At 65.5% G+C, this 21,801-nt stretch carries 16 protein-coding genes and 1 pseudogene; 9 read left to right on the forward strand and 8 right to left on the reverse strand.

Going from position 1 to position 21,801, the window contains the following annotated elements; all coding sequences use genetic code 11:
* Nucleotides 1–4 precede the first annotated feature (4 nt).
* Nucleotides 5–544 (reverse strand): TOPRIM nucleotidyl transferase/hydrolase domain-containing protein, encoded by a 540-nt coding sequence (locus tag ABTX24_RS07285; RefSeq protein ID WP_350838475.1) that lies wholly within the window; start codon nt 542–544, stop codon nt 5–7.
* A 74-nt stretch (nt 545–618) separates the two neighbouring features.
* Between ABTX24_RS07285 and ABTX24_RS07290 the strand changes: the two genes are divergently transcribed.
* Both ABTX24_RS07290 and ABTX24_RS07295 read left to right on the forward strand, forming a co-directional pair.
* Entirely contained in the window at nt 619–1,368 is a 750-nt protein-coding gene (locus ABTX24_RS07290; protein WP_160025381.1) for a helix-turn-helix domain-containing protein, read from the forward strand.
* On the forward strand, nt 1,365–2,147 hold the full coding sequence (locus ABTX24_RS07295) for a Fic family protein (protein ID WP_350838477.1): 783 nt from the start codon (nt 1,365–1,367) through the stop codon (nt 2,145–2,147). The genes ABTX24_RS07290 and ABTX24_RS07295 overlap by 4 nt, the downstream gene beginning before the upstream one ends.
* Before the next feature lie 3 nt (nt 2,148–2,150).
* On the opposite strand, the gene ABTX24_RS07300 is transcribed toward ABTX24_RS07295, so the two are convergent.
* The 5 genes from ABTX24_RS07300 to ABTX24_RS07320 form a co-directional block, all read right to left on the reverse strand.
* Nucleotides 2,151–2,765 carry a nucleoside/nucleotide kinase family protein gene (locus ABTX24_RS07300; RefSeq protein WP_160025382.1) on the reverse strand — a complete coding sequence of 205 codons (615 nt, stop codon included), beginning with the start codon at nt 2,763–2,765 and terminating at the stop codon, nt 2,151–2,153.
* Nucleotides 2,766–2,779: 14 nt separating this feature from the next.
* Entirely contained in the window at nt 2,780–4,315 is a 1,536-nt protein-coding gene (gene arfA / locus ABTX24_RS07305; RefSeq protein WP_350838479.1) for an arabinosylfuranosidase ArfA, read from the reverse strand.
* 239 nt (nt 4,316–4,554) lie between these two features.
* Nucleotides 4,555–5,577 (reverse strand): LacI family DNA-binding transcriptional regulator, encoded by a 1,023-nt coding sequence (locus tag ABTX24_RS07310; protein WP_350838480.1) that lies wholly within the window; start codon nt 5,575–5,577, stop codon nt 4,555–4,557.
* A gap of 234 nt (nt 5,578–5,811) precedes the next feature.
* The gene (locus ABTX24_RS07315; protein WP_350838481.1) at nt 5,812–6,774 is read right to left on the reverse strand and encodes a NaeI family type II restriction endonuclease; all 963 of its coding nucleotides are present in this window, start codon (nt 6,772–6,774) and stop codon (nt 5,812–5,814) included.
* A gap of 72 nt (nt 6,775–6,846) precedes the next feature.
* Nucleotides 6,847–7,872, reverse strand: coding sequence for a DNA cytosine methyltransferase (locus ABTX24_RS07320; RefSeq protein ID WP_350838483.1), 1,026 nt, complete (start codon nt 7,870–7,872; stop codon nt 6,847–6,849).
* 274 nt (nt 7,873–8,146) lie between these two features.
* On the opposite strand from ABTX24_RS07320, the gene ABTX24_RS07325 reads away from it, so the two are divergent.
* The 7 genes from ABTX24_RS07325 to ABTX24_RS07355 all read left to right on the forward strand — a co-directional run bounded on the left by ABTX24_RS07325 (nt 8,147) and on the right by ABTX24_RS07355 (nt 19,970).
* Nucleotides 8,147–8,929 carry an HNH endonuclease gene (locus ABTX24_RS07325; protein ID WP_350838485.1) on the forward strand — a complete coding sequence of 261 codons (783 nt, stop codon included), beginning with the start codon at nt 8,147–8,149 and terminating at the stop codon, nt 8,927–8,929.
* 35 nt (nt 8,930–8,964) lie between these two features.
* The gene (locus ABTX24_RS07330; protein WP_350838487.1) at nt 8,965–9,360 is read left to right on the forward strand and encodes a very short patch repair endonuclease; all 396 of its coding nucleotides are present in this window, start codon (nt 8,965–8,967) and stop codon (nt 9,358–9,360) included.
* A gap of 177 nt (nt 9,361–9,537) precedes the next feature.
* A complete protein-coding gene (locus tag ABTX24_RS07335) occupies nt 9,538–10,023 on the forward strand; it encodes an HNH endonuclease (protein WP_350838489.1) in 486 nt (161 codons plus the stop codon).
* A 451-nt stretch (nt 10,024–10,474) separates the two neighbouring features.
* Nucleotides 10,475–12,547: a hypothetical protein gene (locus tag ABTX24_RS07340; protein ID WP_350838491.1), complete on the forward strand. Its 2,073-nt coding sequence runs from the start codon at nt 10,475–10,477 to the stop codon at nt 12,545–12,547.
* 23 nt (nt 12,548–12,570) lie between these two features.
* Nucleotides 12,571–13,470, forward strand: coding sequence for a hypothetical protein (locus ABTX24_RS07345; RefSeq protein ID WP_350838493.1), 900 nt, complete (start codon nt 12,571–12,573; stop codon nt 13,468–13,470).
* An 18-nt stretch (nt 13,471–13,488) separates the two neighbouring features.
* Entirely contained in the window at nt 13,489–18,966 is a 5,478-nt protein-coding gene (locus ABTX24_RS07350; RefSeq protein ID WP_350838495.1) for a DEAD/DEAH box helicase, read from the forward strand.
* A complete protein-coding gene (locus tag ABTX24_RS07355; protein WP_350838497.1) occupies nt 18,963–19,970 on the forward strand; it encodes a RecB family exonuclease in 1,008 nt (335 codons plus the stop codon). Before ABTX24_RS07350 ends, ABTX24_RS07355 begins: the two co-directional genes overlap by 4 nt.
* 288 nt (nt 19,971–20,258) lie before the next feature.
* Here the strand turns inward: ABTX24_RS07355 and ABTX24_RS07360 are convergent.
* Both ABTX24_RS07360 and ABTX24_RS07365 read right to left on the reverse strand, forming a co-directional pair.
* A pseudogene (locus tag ABTX24_RS07360) lies at nt 20,259–21,111 on the reverse strand (IS256 family transposase); the annotation flags it as partial.
* Nucleotides 21,080–21,790 carry a TetR/AcrR family transcriptional regulator gene (locus tag ABTX24_RS07365; protein WP_350838629.1) on the reverse strand — a complete coding sequence of 237 codons (711 nt, stop codon included), beginning with the start codon at nt 21,788–21,790 and terminating at the stop codon, nt 21,080–21,082. The pseudogene ABTX24_RS07360 and the gene ABTX24_RS07365, both read right to left, overlap by 32 nt.
* Nucleotides 21,791–21,801: the final 11 nt, after the last annotated feature.

Consider the following 21,801-nt stretch of genomic DNA (forward strand, 5'->3'; position numbering starts at 1 on the left):
CGGGTCATCCCCAGCACCAGGTCAGCAGCCCGACCAGCGGGTCCGGGATCGACTCGATCTCGACGGCCTCGCCGAGGATGGTGCCGTAGCGGATCTTGCGACCCGACGCGGTGCCGAAGAAGCGGTGCAGCTGGTCGGCGACCTCCTCGCCGCGATGCTCGGGCTGGTTCTGCAGCGTACGGAACTTGCCGCCCTCGCCGTTGGCCTCGAGGATCTCGACGATCCGCGCGGCGCCGATCGCCCGGATCATCTCGTCCTCGAGATCGCGCCGGCATGCGAAGAACCCCTGGCCGGAGAGGTCCTCGCCGAGCTGCCGGCCGAGCGCGTTGGTGACGAAGTGCTCCTCGGCCTCGTCGTAGAGGCCGCCGACCCGATGTCCCGCAGCCGTCGTCTCCCGGATGTAGCGGCCCGCGTTCCCGGCGCCGTTCATCGAGACGACCTCGATCCCGAGCTCGGTCAGCTCCACTCCGTAGCGCGGAGCCAGCGCCTCCACCAGAGCCTTGTCCGACTCTCCTTCGACGAGCAGCGTGATCGGTCGCGTCATGGCGCACACATTAGAAGAAGGTACGTCGCCGCGCCTGTTCCATATATGCAACACCTCGACCTAGAGTTGCATATATGGAATCGGACGTCGGCCGCCTGGTCGCCGAGTGCATCGAGCACTCGGGCCTCAACGCCCGCCAGGTGGCGGCGCGCGCGGGCGTGGCCGCGTCGACGGTCCATCGGATCCTCAACGACCAGGTCAGTCCGTCGGTCGCGACGCTCCACAACATCACCGCTGCCTGCGGGCTCGACCTGACGATGAGCACCACACCGCTGGCATCCGCAGCAGCCGCCGCGGCGGCGCGAGCCATCCTCGACGAGAACTACCCGGCGGACGTGGACGCCGACGTCGAACATTGGGCTACCCGGCTCGACACCTGGGCCGACGGCGACCCGATTCAGATCATCGAGGAGGCGGCACGCGCCTCGGGTGTTCTCCACCGACCGGACGCCGTCCGGCTGGGCGGGGAGGCCACCATCGGCCGGCTCGCCTCCGCCGGCGAGGCCTCCGGCCAGCGCTGGGCGCTCTCCGGCGCGGCCGGCCTGGACCTCCCGTCCTTCGATGGGGCCGTCCCCCGGATCTCGGTCCTGTGGTGCGAGGACCCGAGCGCGATCCGGACTCTTCTCACCGGCGGAACCCTCCGGCCGGCATCCGCCCCGCACCGTTCCACCGTGGTCATCGCCGCCGCCGAACCCGAGCTGTTCCTCGGCACATTCGAGCGCGATCGGGTCGTCTACGCGGCCCCGATCCAGATCGCGATCGACGCCATCTCGGTCGGCGGCGATGCCGCGGACCGCGCCCGCGAGGAGATCCGGACATGGTGACCAAGCAGCCCCGCTGGGCACCAGACCCCGAGACGTACGCCGCCCGCAAGGCGACCACGGACGACACCTACCGGGAGGTCGCGGACCGTGACGCCCAACTGCGCGACACCGGCATCTGGTGGACCGAGGTCGACACCGCCCGCATCCTCCCGAGCGACACCGACCGCGCCTGGCGCCGGTTCCGCGCGAGCCTGCCCGAGCTGGTCTGGAACGCCGCGACGCTCGAGGGCAACAGCTTCACCCTTCCCGAGGTCCGCTCCCTCCTCGACGGCATCACCGTCGGTGGCCACCGGGCCGCGGACGAGCTGCAGGTGCTGGCGCTGAACGAGGCGTACGGCGCGCTCCGCGACATGATCGGCTACGGCAGGTTCCATATCGACAAATCGACGTCCGACCGCCTCAACCGCATCGTCGCCCTCCACGAGACGCCTGACGCCGGAAGGTTCCGCGGCGAGGGCACGCTGCGCCGAAACGGCAGCGAGCTGCTTCGAGCCCGCTTCGCCACCCTGCGGGAGCGCCTCGCCGAGACCGACGACCCCCGGCTCCGGGCACTGATCTACTTCTGCTCCGCCGCACGGACCCGGTTCTACGCCGGCGGCAACGAACGCACCGCCCTGCTGATGATGACCGGCATCCTGATCTCGAACGGCTTCGACGCCATCAGCATCCCCGGCGCCCGACGCCTCGAGCTCGACCACGCCCTCGACACCGTCGTCACCACCGACGACGCCACCGAGCTGATGTCGTTCCTGATCGACTGCGCCGCGTCGGCGGACTGAGGATCAGAGCACCCGAACTGCTCGATCCCGCGTCGCCCGCACCAGCGCGGCGTTGCGCAGATCGCTCTCGGCGATCTTGGCCTCGGCCTCCGCCCGCGACCTCCCGCCGGCGAGGAACCGCTCGAGCAACCGGGGCACGAGGACCTCGTCCGGGACGTCGACGAACCATGCCTCGTCCAGGAGCCCGCGTACGTCCTTCCACGGCCCATCCTCCAGCAACAGGTAGTTGCCCTCGGTGATCACGATCGGCTCGCCGTCGATCACCACCCCGCCGGGCACCGGCTCGTCCGTGACACGGCTGAACGTCGGCCACTCGACTCGTCCGCGACCCCGCAGCTGTCGCAACGCCGCCACATATGCCTCGGCATCGAAGGTGTCCGGCTCGCCCTTCCGCGCCCGCGCCCCCATCGCGTCGAGCTCGGCGTTGCTCCGGTGGAACCCGTCCATCGGCGCGACCACCGCAACCCGCCCGTCCTCGTTGAGCACGTCCCGCAGCCGCTCCGCCAGCGTCGACTTCCCCGCCCCCGGCGGACCGACGATGCCGAGCACGAACCTGGCGCCTGCCTTCTCCCTGATCTTCTCCGCCAGCCGGAGGAGCTCGCTCTCACTGACGGTCAAGGTCAACCTCGGGCTCACGACACCGACACCTCGAGCTCGACGACCGCCCACGACAACGGCGGAAGGTTCAGTCGCACGCTCCCGTCCTGGACGCCGACGTCGCGAAGCGGCACGAGACCCACCCGATCGGGCGCGGCCTCCACGTTGGACGTGTGCCGGTCGCCGCCCTCGGGAATGGTGAGGACCTCGGCACTCGCCACCCGCGAGACCCCGAGGCCGCGCAGATCGACGGTCACCTCGGAAGCCTCCTCGAGCCCACGGTTGGCGACGAAGAGCGCGACTCGACCGTCCGGCTCCGACCAGGTCGCGGCAGCGTCGATGACGTCGACGTCGCCGAACTTCTCGGTCGGGATCTGGTCGGCGGAGACGGCGAGCCGCAGGATCTGTCCGCGGGCGAGGGAAGCCATCCGGGCGAACGGCCAGAAGATCGTCTGCCGCCAGGCCGGCCCGCCCTCCTCCGATCGGATCGGCGCGATCACGTTCACCAGCTGCGCCTGGTTGGCGATGCGTACCCGGTCGCCATGGCGCAGCAGGCTGTTGAGCAGGGTCCCGACGACCACGGCATCGGTGACGGAGTAGGTGTCCTCGATCAGCCGCGGGTGCTCGCGCCACTCCTTCTTCACCTGATGGGGCTGGTCCTCGGAGTCGAGGCCCTCGTAATACCAGACGTTCCACTCGTCGAAGGAGATGTCGACCTGCTTGGTGTGCTTGCCGGCCGCCTTGACGGCATCGATCGTGGCGACGACGCCGTCGATGAACGCGTCCATCCCGACCGCCTCGGCAAGGAACGAGGCGGCGTCTCCGGAGCGCTCCTGGTAGTACTCGTGCATCGAGATGTAGTCGATCTCGTCATAGGCGTGGGTCAGCACGGTGTGCTCCCACGAGCCGAACGTCTCCATGTAGCGGTTGGACGAACCCACCGCGACCAGCTCGATCGAGTCGTCGACGAGCTTCATCGTCTTGGCCGTCTCCTGCGCCAGCCGGCCGTACTCGTGTGCCGTCTTGTGGCCGATCTGCCACGGCCCGTCGAGCTCGTTGCCGAGGCACCACAGCTTGATGTCGAAGGGCTCCTCGGCTCCGTTCTTCCGGCGAAGATCCGACCAGTACGTCCCGCCGGGATGGTTCGCGTACTCGACCAGCGCCCGCGCTTCCTCGACCCCGCGCGTACCGAGGTTGATCGCCTCCATCACCTCGACCTCGGCCTCGCGGGCCCAGCCCATGAACTCGTGCAGCCCGAACTCGTTGGTCTCGATCGTGTGCCAGGCGCCGTCGAGGCGGCGGGGCCGGTCCGCGACCGGACCGATCCCGTCCTCCCAGCGATAGCCGGAGACGAAGTTTCCCCCGGGGTAGCGCACCACCGTCGGGCCCAGCTCCCGGACGAGCTCGAGCACGTCTTTGCGGTAGCCACGGTCGTCGGCGGTCGGATGGCCGGGTTCGTAGATGCCGGTGTAGACGCACCTCCCCATGTGCTCGACGAACGACCCGAAGAGGCGGCGGGGTACGTCGGCGATCGTGAAGTCACGGTCGATGGTGATACGTGCGCTGGTCATGGCACGAAACTATTACATCGTTGTAATGACACAGGCAAGAGTCTCCGCCTCCCCTATTCGGTGGATCCCTTCCGACCCCGACCGACCACGCCTCGATCACGAGTGCCAATGGGAAGCATGAAGTCCCGAAGGCCACGCTCCCGATGAGTACGACGCTGCTCATCGCCGCAGGTATGGGCTACCTGCTGGGCATCCTCGTCGGCGCGTGGATCGCACGCGGCCGCTGGACCGCCCACTAGCTACCGCGTAGTGCTCGCCCGGACGACCAGCTCGTGCGGGACCGCCACCGCGCGCGGTGGGGACGTACGGTCATCGATCCGGGTCAGCAGCAGATCGACCGCCGCCTCGGCGAACGCGCGCCGGTCCAGCGCGACCGTGGTCAACGACGGGTTCATGAATCGGGCGTGCTCGACGTCGTCGAACCCGGTGACCAGGACGTCCCCGGGAACCTCGAGCCCGTGCTCCTGGAGCACGTGCATGGCGCCGAACGCGATCGAGTCGGTGAACGCCATGATCGCGTCGAACTCGACGCCGCGGCCCAGCAGCTCTTCCGCCGCTTCGGCCCCACCCACCATCGACCACTTCTCCACGTTCACCTCGAGCGCCGGGTCGTACGCAACGCCGTGCTCGCCGAGCGCGCGGTGGTAGCCCTCGAGCCGCTGGACGCTGGTGGCCATGGCGTCAGTTGCGCCGGTCTCGCCACCCAAGACCGCTATTCGCCCCGCGCCGCGCTCGAGAAGGTGGGCCGCCACCTCGTACCCCGCCTGCCGGCTGTCGATCAGCACCCGGTCGACCTTGTGCTGCTCGACCTCCCCGATCAGCACCACCGGCGGCAGCTGGTCGTCGTGGACGACGATGCTGTCCTGGAGCCGGATCGGGTTGAGGATCAGCCCGTCGACCTGGTGCTCCCGCGCACGCGAGACAAGATCGTGCTCCCGCTTCGGCTCCGCCGCCGTCTCCTCGATCTGGACCGCCATCCCCCGCTCGTGCGCCGCCTGCACCACCCGGTGCACCATGTCCGCCGAGAACGCCGTCGCCAGATCCGGCAGCGCCAGCGCGATCACCCCCGACCGCCCGCTCCGCAGGCTCCGGGCACTCAGGTTCGGTACGAAGTCCAGCTCCGCCACCGCCGCCAACACCTTCTCGCGGGTGTCGGGACGTACGAACACGGTCTCGTTCATCACGTTCGACACCGTCTTAGGCGACACCCCCGCCAGCGCCGCGACATCCTTCACCGTCGCCCGCCGCGGCCCCCTGGTCATGCAGTCAGCGTAGTTGAGCACCGCCGGCACGACGTCCACAGCGGCAACATCGCACGGAAGCCAGCCAACGATCCCATTACCAGAGACCAGCCGCACGCAGTATCCGCGCCGAAGACGGTCAACGCCGATCACCCAGCGAAATCAAGGCACATAGAAGCCATAGGATGTTCAAGAAACCGTTCCCACGGATGAACCGGTTACCTGCGGCAACCCGATCGATCGGCGTCAGATTACCTACATAACCTTCTTTGTGGTCGGCAGAAGCGGTGCCGGCTCTAGCGACGGTTCGTCGTCCCGGGCTACCCGCCAATGGCGGCCGTCTAGCTCGATCGTCCACGGCTCGCCGGGGCTTGCCGGCACGACACGAATGCTAACCACTTCGCCAGGACTAGGGACCTCGATGCCCAGCGCCATCGCCACACGGCGATGAGCCTCGTAGTCACCGCCCGGAATGAGATACCCCTCCGCACCGAGGGCTGTTCGCGCCCCGCCGTTGCCTCGAACACGCTTCATGTAGTCGTCCTGCTGCGCAACCGTGGCGATCGTGTTCCGTCCGATGCGGGTGTTCGTCAGCCTGCGAAGCAACTCGTTCAACCTTCCCTGCCCACTTTTCGGAGCGAGCACCGCGGCCAGGGTGGCGTCGTCGAGTCGGAGCAGGGCATTCGGCAGAAGCCGGGCATCTCGATGCAGCCATGCAACCTGCTCGCGCCCCCGTGAGTTGAGCCCGGTCTTGCCATCACGGTTTTGGCTTGGGCGTCGGTTTTCTTCGGAGGCACGGACAACGCCCAGGCTCCAGGTGCCCTTTTCATCGTTTGCCGTAGCGACCAACAGAAGGTGCCCGAAGCACTCCGGAGGCAGCATCCAACCTCCCATCGACTGCGAGTACTTGCAATCGATGTCCACGCCGCTCACCCGGTAGTCGAGCAGGACACCATCGTCGATTACGTCATCAAACTCACGGCGCAGGTTGATTTCCAAGAGCGTCCCAAAGTGGGTCTTCTCCGTCTTGAACAACTGTTGCCATCGAAACCGGCCGGTGTGCTGGCCGTCGTACAACTGGTCAAAGGTATCTCTGATGACCTTGGAGGATCGATGACCAGCGGGGTCGGCGTTGAAGAACCGCCAGTACACCTCGTCACGCACTGGGTCCGGATCGAGGCCAGTGAATGCCAGTCCCTGTATCGGATCATCGCTCACGGTCGTAAACCTAGCGTCGAGCACCGACAACGCGCGTCGGTTTAGCGCGAGACAGAGCGTAGGTCCCGAGGATCAGGCAGCTACCTCATCGCCGCTGGTACGCGTTCCCGCTTTGAGCGTAGGCTCAAGGGCCTCGCGGATCGCCGCCCCCATCGCGCGTGCGACTGGCGGAGGAAACGCGTTACCCATGGTCTTGTACGCGTTCGTCTTGCGCAGGACTTCGTCGATCTTCCAAGTGTCCGGGAATCCCTGAATCCGCGCAGCCATGCGGACGTTGAGCTTGAACAGCTGATTGACATCGTCATCAGCAGCGGGGGCGACTCCGTGATTCGCGAGACCCAGGCCGTCCACACCAAGGCGACGCCACTGCGCCTTTGCGCGCGTCGGGCCAAGGTCAGCTCCGCCGTGCTTCTCCGAGCCACCGACCAGGGTCGGGCCGATCGTGGTGGCAACCTCAGAAGCCCAGCGGTCGGCCCCTTCCCAGCCGTTAGCCGCAACGAGGTCCTTCAGCGCTTCACCGACACTTGCGCGCGCCCCTTCTGGGGTCTCCGCGTCAGGCCACCGGAAGCGCTCACGGTCTTCAGCGTCCCGGAATGCCACCAGCACAGATCGCGGCCTCAACTGCGGCACTCCGTGGTCAGCCGCATAGACCATGTCCCAGACGGCGTCCTCGTATCCAAGCTGCGCAAGCGCCTCGAGCGTCTCGTTTCGCCAGCCTTCAAACTTAGAGTCCATAAGACCTCGGACGTTCTCGAACATCGCCGCACGCGGTCGGACCTCGTCGACCATTCGAATGGCCTCCGGCCAGAGGTTCCGTTCGTCAGATGCCCCCAACTGCTTCCCTGCGGTCGATGCCGGGGTGCACGGAACGCCGCCAGCAACCAAGTCGATGTTGGCATCGCGGTACGGCCGAAAGTCGACGTCGCGAACGTCGGCCTCGACGACGTTCCATGCCGGGCGGTTGGCGCGAAGAATCTGAACAGCCGGTGCCCAGTACTCCACGAGTAGTTCGTGCTCAAACCCCGCCTGCTCCAGCCCAAGCGCCTGGCCACCAGCGCCGGCACAGATCTCAATCGAGGTCAGCGTCGAGGAGGTCATGAGGCATAGCGTACGGGGCATCGATCCAACTCACGGAAGGCGCGCCGTCGAACACGCGTTCCCGTGACTGTCATCACACACGGCGCCCATCCGGCAGCATCCGAGCCTAGCCCCACACTGATCGGTTCAGCCAGGTCAGCACAGTACGCAACAGGGGACGGCATCAAGTGCTGCTTCACCCGCGCGAACCGGACGCGTCGGGGCGTTTGACGGGGCGCCGATGCGGTTGGGCAATCACGAGATTTCCTCTGAATCGCCGGCTTGACTACGCACCGTGCATGAGAAGTACAAGACGGACGGGCCCCAGACTCTCGAAGGCGTGAACTGGTGGCATGTGACCGTCACCCCAGGGACAAAGAAGGGCAAGTTCGGCGGGGAGAAGCGACTCTCCGCCTACCTGAATTTCAACGTCGAGGTGGGCGAGTCGTTCACAATGCGTGATCTCCGAGAGGCCATAGGCGGCGATGGCATCGCGGACACTGCTGAGCATCTCAACCGAAGGCTGCGAGAGCTCCGGCCCGACGACTGGGTGATCTCTAGCTACAAGGACGACCGGGATCTGCCGCCCGACGTCTACCGCCTGGATGCTATCGGTACCCGAGTCTGGCTTGGCGAGCGCAACAAGCGCGACAAGCCCTCGGCCAAGGTTCGTCGCCTCGTCTTCGAGCGGGACCTTTCCACCTGCCAGGTATGCGGCGTCGCCCGAGGCGAGGAATACATTGAGTACCCCGGCCGAATCGCCCGGGTGACACTCGGACACCTCGTTCCAGGCGAGCGCCTCGGTGGCGCTTCAGTGGACGAACTCCAGACCGAGTGCGCCATGTGCAACGAGGCCTTACGTGACTTGATCCCAAACCCGGAGTTGTACGAAGAGGTTCTCCCCTCGGTCCGAAGCATGACCAGAAAGCAGCTTGTTGAGTTGCTAAAATGGATCCAGGCCGGTAAACGCGGACGCACCCCAGCAGAGCTGGCGTACGGTCGCATCCGCCGCCTTGGCTCTGCCGATCGAGAGAAGATGGCACAGAAGATCTTTGACATGATCGGAGAAAGAGTATAGCCGTCTCCGATGAGAAGTCCGAGACCTCCTGGGCATTGAACCCCGGGAGGCGTCGGAACATGCAGGCCATACGTCGGCGCAACACTAAGCCAGAACTAAGGCTACGGTCGATTCTTCACGCGAGAGGGCTCCGTTATCGCGTGGACTTCAGCCCGCTACCGTCTACTCGCTGGAAGGCCGACGTTGTGTTTACCCGGGCCAAGGTTGCCGTGTTCATCGATGGCTGCTACTGGCACCAGTGTCCTGATCATTCCAAGCCGCCGTCGCGCAATGTCGACTACTGGCTTCCAAAATTGGAACGAAACGTGTCCCGTGATAGGGAGTTCGACAAACGACTCAGAGAAAGCGGATGGACCGTTATAAGGGCGTGGGAACACGAGGACCCCGCGTCCATCGCGAATCTAGTCGAGACCGCAGTTCGGACTGCGTAACGCGACCATCGGTCTCGTGATCATATCGAACGAGTCGGCGCGCCACGACATGGCAACGTTGGCGGATCCACCTTCCAGGCTTCCCTAATGGCATTGGCCATGCACCGAGCTTTCAAGTCACGAAGCACTCAGGGATCTAAGCGCTCTTAACAATCCGGGGTGTAGTACAACTACGTCGTGGTCAAGTCCCAGAAGTTTGGCGGCGAGAAGCGTATCGCGGCGTACCTGAAGTTCAACGTGCCGTTGGGGGCGACGTTCACGATACGGGATCTGAGAACTGCGATCGCTCCGGCAAAGGGAAGGGCCGAGGATGCTGAACAGTTGAACCGGAGGCTCCGAAACCTACGTCCAGACGGCTGGGTGATCACCAGCTACAAGGATGACCGGTCACTTCCCGCCAACACCTACCGGCTCGACGCGGCCGGCACTCGCGTTCGGCTCAGCGAGCGTATGGAACGAGATGCCATCTCCGCCAAGGTCCGGCGGCAGGTGCTGGAGCGCGACAGCCACGCTTGCCAGGTATGTGGGATCGCCCAAGGCGAAGAGTATGACGAATACCCGGGTCGCTCCGCGCGAATGACCATCGGCCACCGGGTACCCGGGGCAGCGGCTCGGCGGCGCGTCCGTCGACGAGCTCCAGACCGAGTGGTCCATCTGCAATGAGCCGATCCGTGACGAGCTTCCCGACCCAGAAACCTACGACGAGGTCCTTCCGGAAGTCCGCGGAATGGGGAAGAACGAGCTCAAGATCTTGCGGAAGTGGATCGCTGCGGGCAGGCGCGAGCGAAGTCGCACCGAACGCGTGTACGGACGCATCCGTCGCCTCGGCGCCGCCGACCGTCAGAGGATGGCCGACAAGATCACTTCCATCATCGGCGACTAAGCAGAGTTCGCCAGCCATGCACTTCCGAGTCAAAAGGTGAGGTCAGAGAGGTACCCCAGCTTGGCTCGTCAGACGCACAGACCACGAGTCCACGGTCAAGGAAACGATTGAATTCCTCGCAGCTCATCTCTGACAGCAAGACGCAGCCATGACACGCTGCGAGGTTGCACGAGTCCGTGCGGTCTACGCATTCCGGCGAAAACTTTCGGTGGGTTGCCGTATGGTCTTGCCGTGCCAAGCTCCACGGATCTGCTCGCGCCGGAGTACGCACGCTGGCAAGCCAGACTCGCGCACGAGTTCTTGGACGGACATGCAGGCCAGCCCGTTGTCATGTTCGTCGACTGCGACGAGCTGCAGCGGCTTGCTGACGACACCGAGGACGGTCCGCGCTCACTTGCGGCGGCGGTGCGCAGCCTGGTCAATATCCAGCGGCGCGGCGCCATGTTTCGGCGGGCATGTCTGGCGGAGAAGCTCTGGCGCCAAGGACCACGAACCAGCCCGCCCCCGACTCTCCCCATTCTGGCGCTGAGCGTCTTTGCCGCGTCAGAGATGCGGACCGACGCATCTGGAGCGCGCCACAACTACTACACCCGGCTCGCCCGGGCCTTTCTTCCGGACGGCGCCGACCACGAGGTCGAAGACCTGCGACTCGTCCTGCGTCAGCAAGGATCACTCGATCTCACCACGCTCTGGCAGGGCTTCGACGCCTGGCTGTCTGAGCAGGCCGGTGCGTTCGGTACGTCGACGATTCGCGAGGATCCCGACCTACGGCGGATCGGCTACCCGCTTTCACAGACCCTTGTTCGCCGAAGCGACCGTGCGGTCCTCACACGGTTCTTTGATCGGATGAACCTCACCCGTGCTGGCGTGCCGGGTCCCGACGCACTTCTGAGCCTCCTCAAGGTCTGGACGCACCGTCGTTCACACGGGTTCAGCGAGCGCTTCGTCGAGGCGCTCGACGAGACCGCCATGCACGTGTATCTGAAACCCCTCATCCACGGGCTGGCTGTCGCGTGGGACGGCAAGGTGGTGACCGCTGAGGGTCTCCGGCGACTGGAGATCCGCCTCGCCATCGATCTTGACGAAGGTAAGGCGTGGTGGGTCGTCCCGGCGGTCTCCGACCTACCTGGCGACATCGTCGAGGGCCGTGTCGACGGCACGCCGTTCACAGCTCTCCTCACTCCTGATGATCATTCATCGTTGTACGCGGCTGATGACCTTCCTCCGGTCATGCCCATCGCGCTCCAGCACGGTTTCTCAGCGCGAGGCAGTTCATGCGTTGCGGAGTACCAGCCGAGCAAGTTTCTCGCATTCATCGAGAGTGCCCACGCCGGCGGCTGGATGTCGGTCGACGCGCTGGAGGCGTACGAGGAGCATGTCGTCGCAGTCACCACCGATTTCGCGTCCGCTGTCGAACAAGCCCTCGGCACGGCGGCTGACACCGGTTGGCGGAAGGTCGCCGACGCGATCGCGAACAACATCCTGAGCGGCTATGCCATCTACTTCCGGGTGACGTTCTCGGATCGGGACGCGCTCACAGCCGCAATCCGGAGGTTGCCCGGTGCGGCGGTCGGTCAGATCCGTCTCGGAACGACCGTCCGGCCGCGGCTCATCAACGGCCTCCCGCTGTTCAAGAGGGTGAGTCGCAACACCTACTTGGCCGGTGGAGAACCAGATCTGGAACTGCCTGTCGGCACTGAGCCACGAACCGTTGACGTCGTACTGGATGGGTCACCACCCCAGGGCATTCCCGCCTCGATGTTTCCATTCCCGTTCGCACGACTCGGTCCGTACGAGCCTGGGACACACGCCATCGAGGCCGACGGGGAAACACTCCCCTTCTACGTCAGCCCGGGACCGGACGCCGACTGGATTCCCCCGGGTCTCGGCAGCTTGGCCTGGGTCGACGACCAGCTCCGCGAGGCGACCGGCGGCTCCGATGTCTGCGGGGCGATGACCGCCGCCACCGACTCCTCGAACAAGACGATACTGGCGCGACGAGGCGCACTTGAGAATTGGCTCGTCGATCACCGCGGCCACGTCACAGAGCTAGCAGAGCCGCCTGCCCCGACCTGCCTGGAACACGCGTCGTTCATGTTCTTCGACGTGTCGCCCGACCGCGGCGCGTGGCTGCTGCAACGACGAACGACCGGCTGGCAGGCGGTCCGCCTGCGCGTTGCCGAGCCCGCCTTCCACGAGCTGACGGACGCGGACCGTCGCGTCGGTCTGGCCGCCGCTCACAACGTTCGGCTGGATGACCCGATCTGGAAACTCTACGTCGCTGCCTGGGAGCGCCACCAGTGAAGTCCGGCCTACTCCTGACCTGGATGAGCGAAACTGGCTCTGGCGACATCCGTGACATGCGTCAGCGGATTGCATGGGCGGCGCGCTCGGCCGACCTGAACCCTAAACCGTACGAGATCGGCCGCTGGCTGCGTGACATGTCGGCCCTTGGCCACGCCGAGATCGATTGGCAGAACGGACGATGGGCCGTCGCGCCAGCGGCCGCGGTCCTCATTCCGCAGTCGGGTGGTACGGCCGTATTGGCCGGAGCCCGCCGGACCGGACTCGTCGACCGGATCGAAGGCTGCGACGACCTTGCGGTTCACATGGAAGAACGGCCGTCTGCGTTCGGGCAGCCGTTGCCACCACCGCCATCCATCTACGTCCAGGCCGAGTCGCTTCCTCAGCTCAACGCGGCGCTCGAGGCCCTCGGCATCAACTATGCAGGGGCAGCTGCCGGACGCATCGCGCGGGGCCTACGGCGCATCGATCTGGATACGCCCGCGGCCCCACCCGCTTGGAGCGATGATGTCGAACATCTGCTCCCCCACAGCGATGACCTCCGCTTCGTGACCGGCCTGCCGCACGGTGATGGGCTGTGTCGTACGACCGTCCAAGGACGCCCCAGCTACAGCTACCGCCGCGGTGACAGCTGGTTCCGCACGGACCACGCCACCGGGATCTTGTACGCCCTCGCAGCCCAGAAGATCGGCGTCATCCGTTGGCGGCGTGACCGCGTTAGCGACGGCGAAGAGATCGGGACCGTCTTCGTCGACCAGGGCGCTCCACTGCCGCCGCTTCAGTCCCGTGCACTCGTGCTCTGCAGTGGCTTGCCAACGAAATTCGGCCAGACCGCCAGAACAGCCATTTATTCGAATGTGCCACTAGATGTGGCCAAACTGGTGGGAGAATCCGTGCGCCAGAAAGTGACCCAGATCGCATGAATCGGCTTGGAGGTATCAGTGGCTGCAACTGAAGTCGAGGGTCACGGCCTCGATGTCATCGGCACCTTTAATCGGCTCCGTCAGGCGTATTTCCGCTACTACGACACACCATTCGGCCTGGAGGACAGGCGCCTACAAGACGAACGCCGCGACTTGTTGGACATCGACAAGGGTACGTACCGCCTGCCACTGGTCGAACTTCGTCCCGAGTACGCTGCTGCACCGCGCAGCCTGGCCGAGTCCGTGGCCGAATGCGGCGCCCCTCCCGAGTTGGCCGATTTTGCGGCCTGCGGCCTCATCCCGCCCAACCGTCCGCTCTATCTCCACCAGGAGCACGCGCTCAAGGCCGGAATGACCGTCGGCACGAACATGATCGTGACGGCCGGCACCGGGTCCGGCAAGACGGAGTCTTTCCTGCTGCCAGTGCTTGGCTCGCTCCTTGAGGAGTCGAAGTCGTGGACTGGCGGACCGGCAGGCTTCGACCCCTGGTGGCGCCAGTCGGGCGCACCGTTCGCATCGCAGCGTGCGGGTGAGTCGGGTAGGCCCGCCGCGGTCCGCGCACTGGTTCTCTACCCGATGAACGCCCTTGTCGATGACCAGCTCATGCGTATGCGCCACGCGCTCGATAGCGATGCTGCCCACGACTGGCTGAAGGCCAATCGGCGCGGCCACCGGTTCTACTTTGGCCGCTACACGGGCGCGACGCCGGTTACCGGTAGCCGCGAAACCGACTCAGCCGTCGCGCGACTGCGCGCCGAGCTGTCGGCTACCGAAAAGCGTGGCAAGCGCGCAATCGAAGTCGCGCAGCAGACCGGCCGGGACGACGTTCAGTACTTTGTTCCACGCCTCGATGGCGCCGAGATGCGGTCGCGCTGGGACATGGCCGATGCGCCGCCTGACGTCCTCGTTACCAACTACTCGATGCTCAACGTCATGCTCCTTCGCGAGCGCGATGGACACTACTTCGATTCGACGCGCGCCTGGCTCAAGGCGAACCCGGAACATCGCTTTACGCTTGTCGTCGACGAGCTGCACATGTACCGCGGTACGGCAGGCACCGAGGTCGCCTACCTGCTCCGCAACCTCAAGCAGCGCCTGGGCCTTGATGAACACCCGGAGCAGCTGCGGATCCTCGCCGCATCTGCCTCGATCGACGCCGAGCGCGACCAGCGGTACCTCGAAGAGTTCTTCGGCGTGGACGCCAGCTCGTTCGAGTTCGTTGACGGCGTCCTGAACATGCCCACGTCGGCGCCGACCGCGACCGCCGAACACGCCAAGGCCATCCTGGCGTCAGATCTCACGGAGACCGCTCAGTACGTTCGCGACCAGAACCTCACCGACACGCTTCGCCGTGGCTTTATCGAAGAGCGCGATGACGGCACCGAGCCCACGATCGCGAAGACCCTGGCAGACCTGGCATCCGCGGTGTTCGCAGACGCGGAAGCCGAAGACCGCGAACCTGCGCTTCAGCAGATGCTGTCTGCGATCGCAGCCGATTCGGTAGACACCGACCCGAAGCTCCGAGCCCACTACTTCTTCCGGAACGTCCCCGGGGTCTGGGCCTGTACCGATCCCGACTGCACGGCTGCTCCGCGCGTCGATGACGAGCCACGGCCGGTCGGTCGCCTATACCGGGAGCCGGTTACACGATGTGAATGCCGCGCGCGGGTCTTGGAGCTGCTCTACTGCCAGAACTGTGGCGATGTCATGCTCGGCGGCTTCACCCCCGAGGGCGCGACGCAGAGGAATCGAGTCGACACACTCCTCCTGGCGGACGTCCCCGAGCTGGCCAAGCTGCCCGACCAGGTGCAGTTGCAACGCACCGCTGCCAACTACCTCGTCTATTGGCCGAACGCGGCGGCCAACCTCGACGCTATCGAGAAGTCCAGCTGGACTCGTGACCACGAGCGCGTCAAGTACGAGTTTCGGCGGAGCACGCTGAACCCGGCAACAGGTGGGCTAAAGAACTCGGGGCCCGGTGGCGGGCATACAGGCTGGTCGTTCCATGCGGTCGTTCCGAGGGCCAAGCAGGAGAAGCGGAAGCCGACGACCGTCGGTCCGTTCCCGACCCAATGCCCCAACTGCGGTGATGACTGGGAGATCCAGTACGGCAAGGGTGGCAAGCGCCTGCCGCACACGGATCCTGCAACGCAGCGTTCGCCTATCCGTGGGATGCGTACCGGTTTCGAGAAGATCAATCAGGTTCTCACTACCGAACTCGCGACCGATCTGTACGGCGAAGACCGCAAAGTCATCATGTTCACCGACAGCCGGCAGGACGCCGCCAAGCTGTCGTCCGGCCTAGGTCTCCGCCATTACCAGGACCTGCTGCGCCTACTGCTCCACGAGCAAATGGACGCACACGGCGACGCTATCCCCGATGTCGCGCTTGCCCGAGCACACTATGTTGACAACGAGAAGACCGATGACTCGTGGGAGGCGATCGAGCGACTCGAACAGCGTGACGCGAATGCCTTCCAGCAGCTCCACCGGATCTGGGAGGGCCGCCCAGGCACCAGCAAGGACGACGAGCCCGGCCTGGTGGCGCGTCTCGGCAAGGGTCCGACGATCGAGGCTTCAACCGGCGTTATCGCGGCGAGGCTCCTGAGCCTTGGACTCAACCCCGGCGGACCGCACGCAAGCCTCGAAGAAACCTCGAACGAGCGGAAGTGGACGAGCCTCTACGACTGGGGCGCCACGCCGCCGAGCCTCCGCGGCAATCTCTCCGCCGAGCAGGGGGTCCTACTGGCGGACATCAACAACTCACTCCTGCAGGAGATCCTCGAGGGCCTGTTCTCCGGTGCGGGGCGTGACTTCGAGTCGCTCGGCCTGGGTTGGCTGGCGCTCGACGACGATGATGACTCGATCGACGTCCCCGCGACGAAAGAACTCGCTTACGTGCGGGCAAGTCTGCGCGTTCTCGCCGATGCCCGTCGCTTCGACCGGCTGCGCGCGCGTCGCGACGACCCGCCTCGACAGCTGCGCAACTTCTGGCGGGCGATTGAGAAGGCCGGCGGACCGGGGGAGCAAGAGCTAGCAACGATGTTTGCCGCCCGCTGCGGCACCGCGGTCAAGGACTTCCTGATTGACCCATCGCGTGTCGTGCTGCGAAAAGGCGGCGAGGTCGGATGGGTGTGCAACACATGCGGACGGCAGCACCTCAACCGCGGCTGCGGATACTGCACACGTTGCTATCGAACCTTGCCAGAGGTTGGCGTCCCACTCGATCTTGAAAGCGACTACTACGGCTGGAAGGCGACACGGCAGGCTGGCCGTTTCCGGCTCAACTGTGAAGAGCTGACGGGCCAGACTGACCGTATCGATGCGCAGGCGAGACAGGCACGCTTCCAGGGCGTCTTCCTCGACTCGGGACCGAACGCCGAAGTTGAAGTCGCCGACGGTATCGACCTGCTGAGCGTCACCACCACGATGGAAGCCGGCGTCGACATCGGAGCGCTATCGGCCGTCGTATTGGGCAACATGCCGCCGACGAGGTTCAACTATCAGCAGCGCGTCGGCCGGGCTGGGCGTCGCGGCAATCCGGTCGCTGTCGCGCTAACCGTCTGCCGCGGACGGAGCCACGACGAGTACTACTTCGACGAGCCCGAGCGCATCACCAACGACCCAACGCCAGAGCCATACCTCGCCGTCGACCGGCGCGAGATCTTCGAACGCTCGGTGCGGGCTGAGGTGCTGCGGCTCGCCATGCCCGTCGTGGCGGCAAAGATCATCAGTGCAGGTGGCGAGTTCTACCCTACGAACAACGTCCACGGCGCGTTCGGACTGGTGAATGACTGGGCGGCCGCCAAGCCGCACCTGGTCGACTGGCTCGCCCACCACCAGCAAACGGTTAACCGGGTGGCGGTCGCGCTGTCCAACCGCACCCCGCTCGCATCGGATGCCATCACGCTGGCAGCGACGTGCGCTGCGGAACTCCCCGGGCGCCTAGATGATGCTACCGCCGAGGGCGCCGTCGGCCATGAGGAACTCAGTCAGCGACTGGCCGAGTTCGGCGTCCTGCCAATGTTCGGGTTCCCGACGAGCGTCCGCTACCTGTACCTGGAGCGGCCGTACAGGTCGTACCCGTGGCCGCCCGCAAACGTCATCGACCGCGACCTAGCGATGGCGGTCAGTCAGTTCGCACCGATGAGCGAACTGGTCCGCGACCGCCGGGTCTACACGTCAATCGGTATCGCGGCGTTCGAGCCCTACGGGCGGCCGCCGCGTCACCCATCCACCGACGCACTCGGACACGACCGGACTATCTACCTCTGCCGCTCGTGCTCATATCTGTCGGATGAGGACCTCGGCGACATCGAACTCTGCCCGCAGTGCGGCAGCGGTCCTGACGGCTTCTCAAAGATGCCCCTCCGCGAGCCGCTGGGCTTCCGGGCCGCTCGACCGCGTGACTTTGACGGGAACTTCTCGTGGTCGCCGCGGTCGATTACCGCTCGAGCGCTCGCCGATCTAGGATCCCTCCAGCTGGCTGATCTCGATGCCGCCAGGGCGTTCTCTGGGCCGGGTAAGCGGTTCGTCATCAACGACAACGCAGGCAAGCTGTTCCAGTTCAAGGCGGCCGCACCTGGGGGACCCGATTGGGGCGGCCACGTCGCGGTGGAGGCGGTCGAGAAGGAACTCGTCCCAGCCAATGCCGTCACGGGAGACCCCTTCGACGTCGCTCTGGGGGCTATCCAACCGACTGACTTCCTTTTCCTTGGCCCGAAGAAGGCGGTAATCGCAGAGCAGGGCTTGCGACTGAACTTCACAACGACGTTCCAGCCGTACGGCGCACCCGATGTCAACGACGGCCGTCGCGCCGCGTGGTACTCGCTTGCCTTCCTGATTCGCAAGGTCGCCGCCTCCAAGCTCGATATCGAGCCGCTGGAGCTGGTTGCCGGGATCTTCGCTGGTCTGGCCGACGGCGATCCAGCGCCATACGCGTTCATCGCCGACACACTGGAGAACGGCGCCGGGTTCTCGACCCACCTTGGACGCGACGAGATACTACCGACGCTGCTCGACGACGCCACGAAGTACCTCACGCACCTGGCCGACCCGGATCACGCCGATGAATGCTTGGCCTCGTGTTACCGCTGCCTGCGTGACTACGGGAACATGTCGTACCACGCACTTCTCGACTGGCGACTGGCCAGAGACCTGCTCCAGGTACTCCTGGAGGGTCAGCTAGCTGTCGATGTCGGTCTACTGCACAGCGCTGCCGAAGCGTGGGCGAACGGATACACCGCCGAACCCATTTCCGGCATCCCTGGCGCGGTCAAGTTCCGGCATCCCCAGCTCGGCGACCACATTCTGATCGTCCGTCACCCGCTGGAGGCCTCGGAGGCGAACTTCACTGCCGAACGGTTGGCGGAAGCGACAGCGCACGCGGAGATCGCGGTGCCGAACGCGCCGGTCATCTACGTCGACGGCCTGACTCTGGACCGCGACCCCGGCCGTGTTTTCCAGCTGTGCGAGACGGTCCTCCCGCTATCGTGACTGACGTCGAGCACGTTCCGAAGGAGTGGCTCTCACCGACCCGCGCCTGGCGCATGATCCAGTGCCCGGCGTCGGTCCGTCCGCTCGTTGGTGGAGCCCCACGCCTGACCGAACTGTCCGACACATCTGACGTGAACGCAGGCACTCTTGCGCACCGAGCCCTGGAGAGATGGATTCGCAGCGGCGGGTACCACGACACCGACCCGATTGGCGCACTGAAGCACGCCGTCAGCACGTGCGTGGCCGAGTTGCCGGGCGATCTCCCACCCGGCTGGACGCTGGCACGGGCGCGTCTGATCGCGCGCGGGCCTGCGGTGGTTGAATTGATCGGCACACGTGCGCCTGAGCAGATCGTCTCCGAGGCGGAACTCTGGGAACCGCACCTCCGGCTACGCGGCAAGCCAGACCTCATCCTGCTTGGTGAAGAAGTCGTTCTGCTCGATCTCAAGACACAGACGTTCCTAGGCGATGACCTTCCCGAATCGATCAAGTTCCAGCTCGCCGTCTACGCCCACCTCGTCGAGCACACCTTCGGCTCACGCCCGGATCGTGCCGAGGTCTTCTCGCTGAGTCGAGGCAGGGTCCCGGTGCCGATCACCGACGCGGAGATTGACGCCGCACTGACCGCGGTCGAGACCGCCCGACAACTAGACCGCGAGATCGCTCACCCAAGTCTTGAGGTATGCCGCTATTGCGATCGTCGCTGCGAATGTGAGCCCCACTGGCACGCAGCTGCTGAATGGCCAGACGCAGACTGTCTCGAGGGGATCGCCGAGCGCATCGAGGTTGCAACCAATGGAGTTGCTGCTGTCCGCGTACTCACGGAGCAGGGACCGACCTGGGTCAGCAAGATCCCGGCCGACCTGCTGACAGGCCAGCCGGGCGAGGCGATACGACTCATGCGCATTCGCCCTATCAAGACCGGGGACAATGAGGCCCCTACTGGATGGCGGTTCGGACCCGCTGGCGCGCTGCAGACCACGTCCGCGAGCTCGCGCCACTGAGCCGACCGTGCATTGTCGTGGTCATTGTGGATCGCAATCTATGACCTGTCTGCGCAAGAAGTCCCCGACCGCGTTGCCGACACTGTCACACGAGAGGTCCTACCTGGTCACCAGCCTGTCCCGCGAACAAGCCGGTGTCGACCAGTTAGCCCCGTACTCCCGTGTCGCTTGCGACCGATCAGTAGCATGCAATGGTGGCGGAACGCTGGGTGCCGACTGATGCAAGCCCGAGTCTGTCGGGGTCAAGTCCCAGGTAGTGGTGTAGCGCTGCGTTCTCCTCGATGAGGGTTAGGCGGTTAGTGCGGGCAGGTCATCAGCTCCGATCTCGGGTTCGGTGGTGGGCACGATGTTCATGCGGGAGCGGGCCAGGATGTCGAGTCCGAGGTAGCGGCGGCCTTCGGCCCACTCGTCGGTCTGTTCGGCCAGGACGGCGCCGACCAGGCGCACGATCGCGTTGCGGTTGGGGAAGATCCCGACGGCGTCGGTGCGGCGGCGGATCTCTTTGTTGAGGCGTTCGGTGGGGTTGTTGAACCAGATCTGGGTCCAGATCTCCTTCGGGAACGTGGTGAAGGCCAGGAGGTCGGCGCGGGCTCTGTCGAGGTGCTCGAAGACAGCGGGGAGCTTGGCTTCGACGTAGTCGAGCAGCCGGTCGAACTTGGGCTTCGACAGCGGCCGCGTCGGGCTGGTCGTAGACCGAGTGCAGCATCGCCTTCACCGCTGGCCACATGTTCTTCGGGGTCACGCCCATCAGGTTGAAGGCGTAGTGGGTGCGGCAGCGTTGCCAGGTCGCGCCGGGCAGGTTCGCTGCGATCGCCTCGCGTAGCCCGGCGTGGGCGTCGCTGATGACGAGCCGGACCCCGGACAGGCCGCGGGCGACGAGGTCGGCGAAGAACTCGTTCCACGCGGCACCGGTTTCGGCGGTGGCCACGCGCATGCCGAGGACCTCGCGGTGGCCGTCGTTGTTCACCCCGGTTGCGAGCAAGACGACCGCGTTGATGACGCGGCCGCCTTCGCGGACCTTCATCGTGAGCGCGTCGGCGGTGACGAAGCTGAACGGTCCGGCATCGCCCAAGGGCCGGTGCCGGAACTCCTCGACGACCTGGTCCAGATCAGTGGCCATCCGAGAGACCTGCGAACTGGCCGACCAAGCGCGCCGCGGTGAGAGCGGCGGCCCAGATCTGTTCTTCGGGGACGTCGCAGATTCGGAGGGCAGAGGCCGCGATGGCGTGGCGTTTGGTGTCGGTGAGGGTGTCGCCGGCGCGGCGGATGCTGATGACGACTTCGACGAGCTCGAGCAGCACGTTGCCCAGACGAAGATCGCAGTGGCGACGGTTGCTGGCGAGTTGTGAGGCAATGCGGTCGTAGGCATCGACGAGTTCTCGGCGAACGGTTCTGGCGCGCTCGAACAGCGGCTGGCTGCTGACGTCGGGCAATCGCGGGAGCATGCCGGCGTTGTGGGGCGCGATGGCAAGGGTGTGCACGTCGACGAGGACTAAGACGTACAGCACGGTTTCCCAGCCGTGCTCGGCTGCGAGCCGTTCGATCCCCTCGACCTTGTCGATCGTCGGCCGGATGGTCTGGTCCAGCAGTTCGCTGAGGATCTCGCCCTTGTCCGCGAAGTGGTAGTAGAGCGAGGACTGTCGGATACCGACGGCCTCGGCGATGTCTCGGGTGGAGGTGCCGGCGTAACCGCGACTCGTGAACAGACGTGCAGCGTGGTCGAGGATGTCCTCGCGCGCCGATCCGGTCGCGATCTGGCCGGTGTGGCGAGGACGTCCAGGCCCTCCGGGCCTGCCAGTGCGGGTCATGGTTGCTGACATCTCGATCTCCG

Source organism: Nocardioides sp. NPDC127514, from assembly GCF_040302125.1.
Classification (GTDB): domain Bacteria; phylum Actinomycetota; class Actinomycetes; order Propionibacteriales; family Nocardioidaceae; genus Nocardioides.

What these genes read in the sequence shown, in the direction of transcription:
- ABTX24_RS07310 (WP_350838480.1), bottom strand. Translation starts at nt 5,577, where the DNA reads ATGACCAGGGGGCCGCGGCGGGCGACGGTGAAGGATGTCGCGGCGCTG.
- ABTX24_RS07320 (WP_350838483.1), bottom strand. Translation starts at nt 7,872, where the DNA reads ATGACCTCCTCGACGCTGACCTCGATTGAGATCTGTGCCGGCGCTGGT.
- ABTX24_RS07290 (WP_160025381.1), top strand. Translation starts at nt 619, where the DNA reads ATGGAATCGGACGTCGGCCGCCTGGTCGCCGAGTGCATCGAGCACTCG.
- ABTX24_RS07365 (WP_350838629.1), bottom strand. Translation starts at nt 21,790, where the DNA reads ATGTCAGCAACCATGACCCGCACTGGCAGGCCCGGAGGGCCTGGACGT.
- ABTX24_RS07285 (WP_350838475.1), bottom strand. Translation starts at nt 544, where the DNA reads ATGACGCGACCGATCACGCTGCTCGTCGAAGGAGAGTCGGACAAGGCT.
- arfA (WP_350838479.1), bottom strand. Translation starts at nt 4,315, where the DNA reads ATGACCAGCGCACGTATCACCATCGACCGTGACTTCACGATCGCCGAC.
- ABTX24_RS07345 (WP_350838493.1), top strand. Translation starts at nt 12,571, where the DNA reads ATGAGCGAAACTGGCTCTGGCGACATCCGTGACATGCGTCAGCGGATT.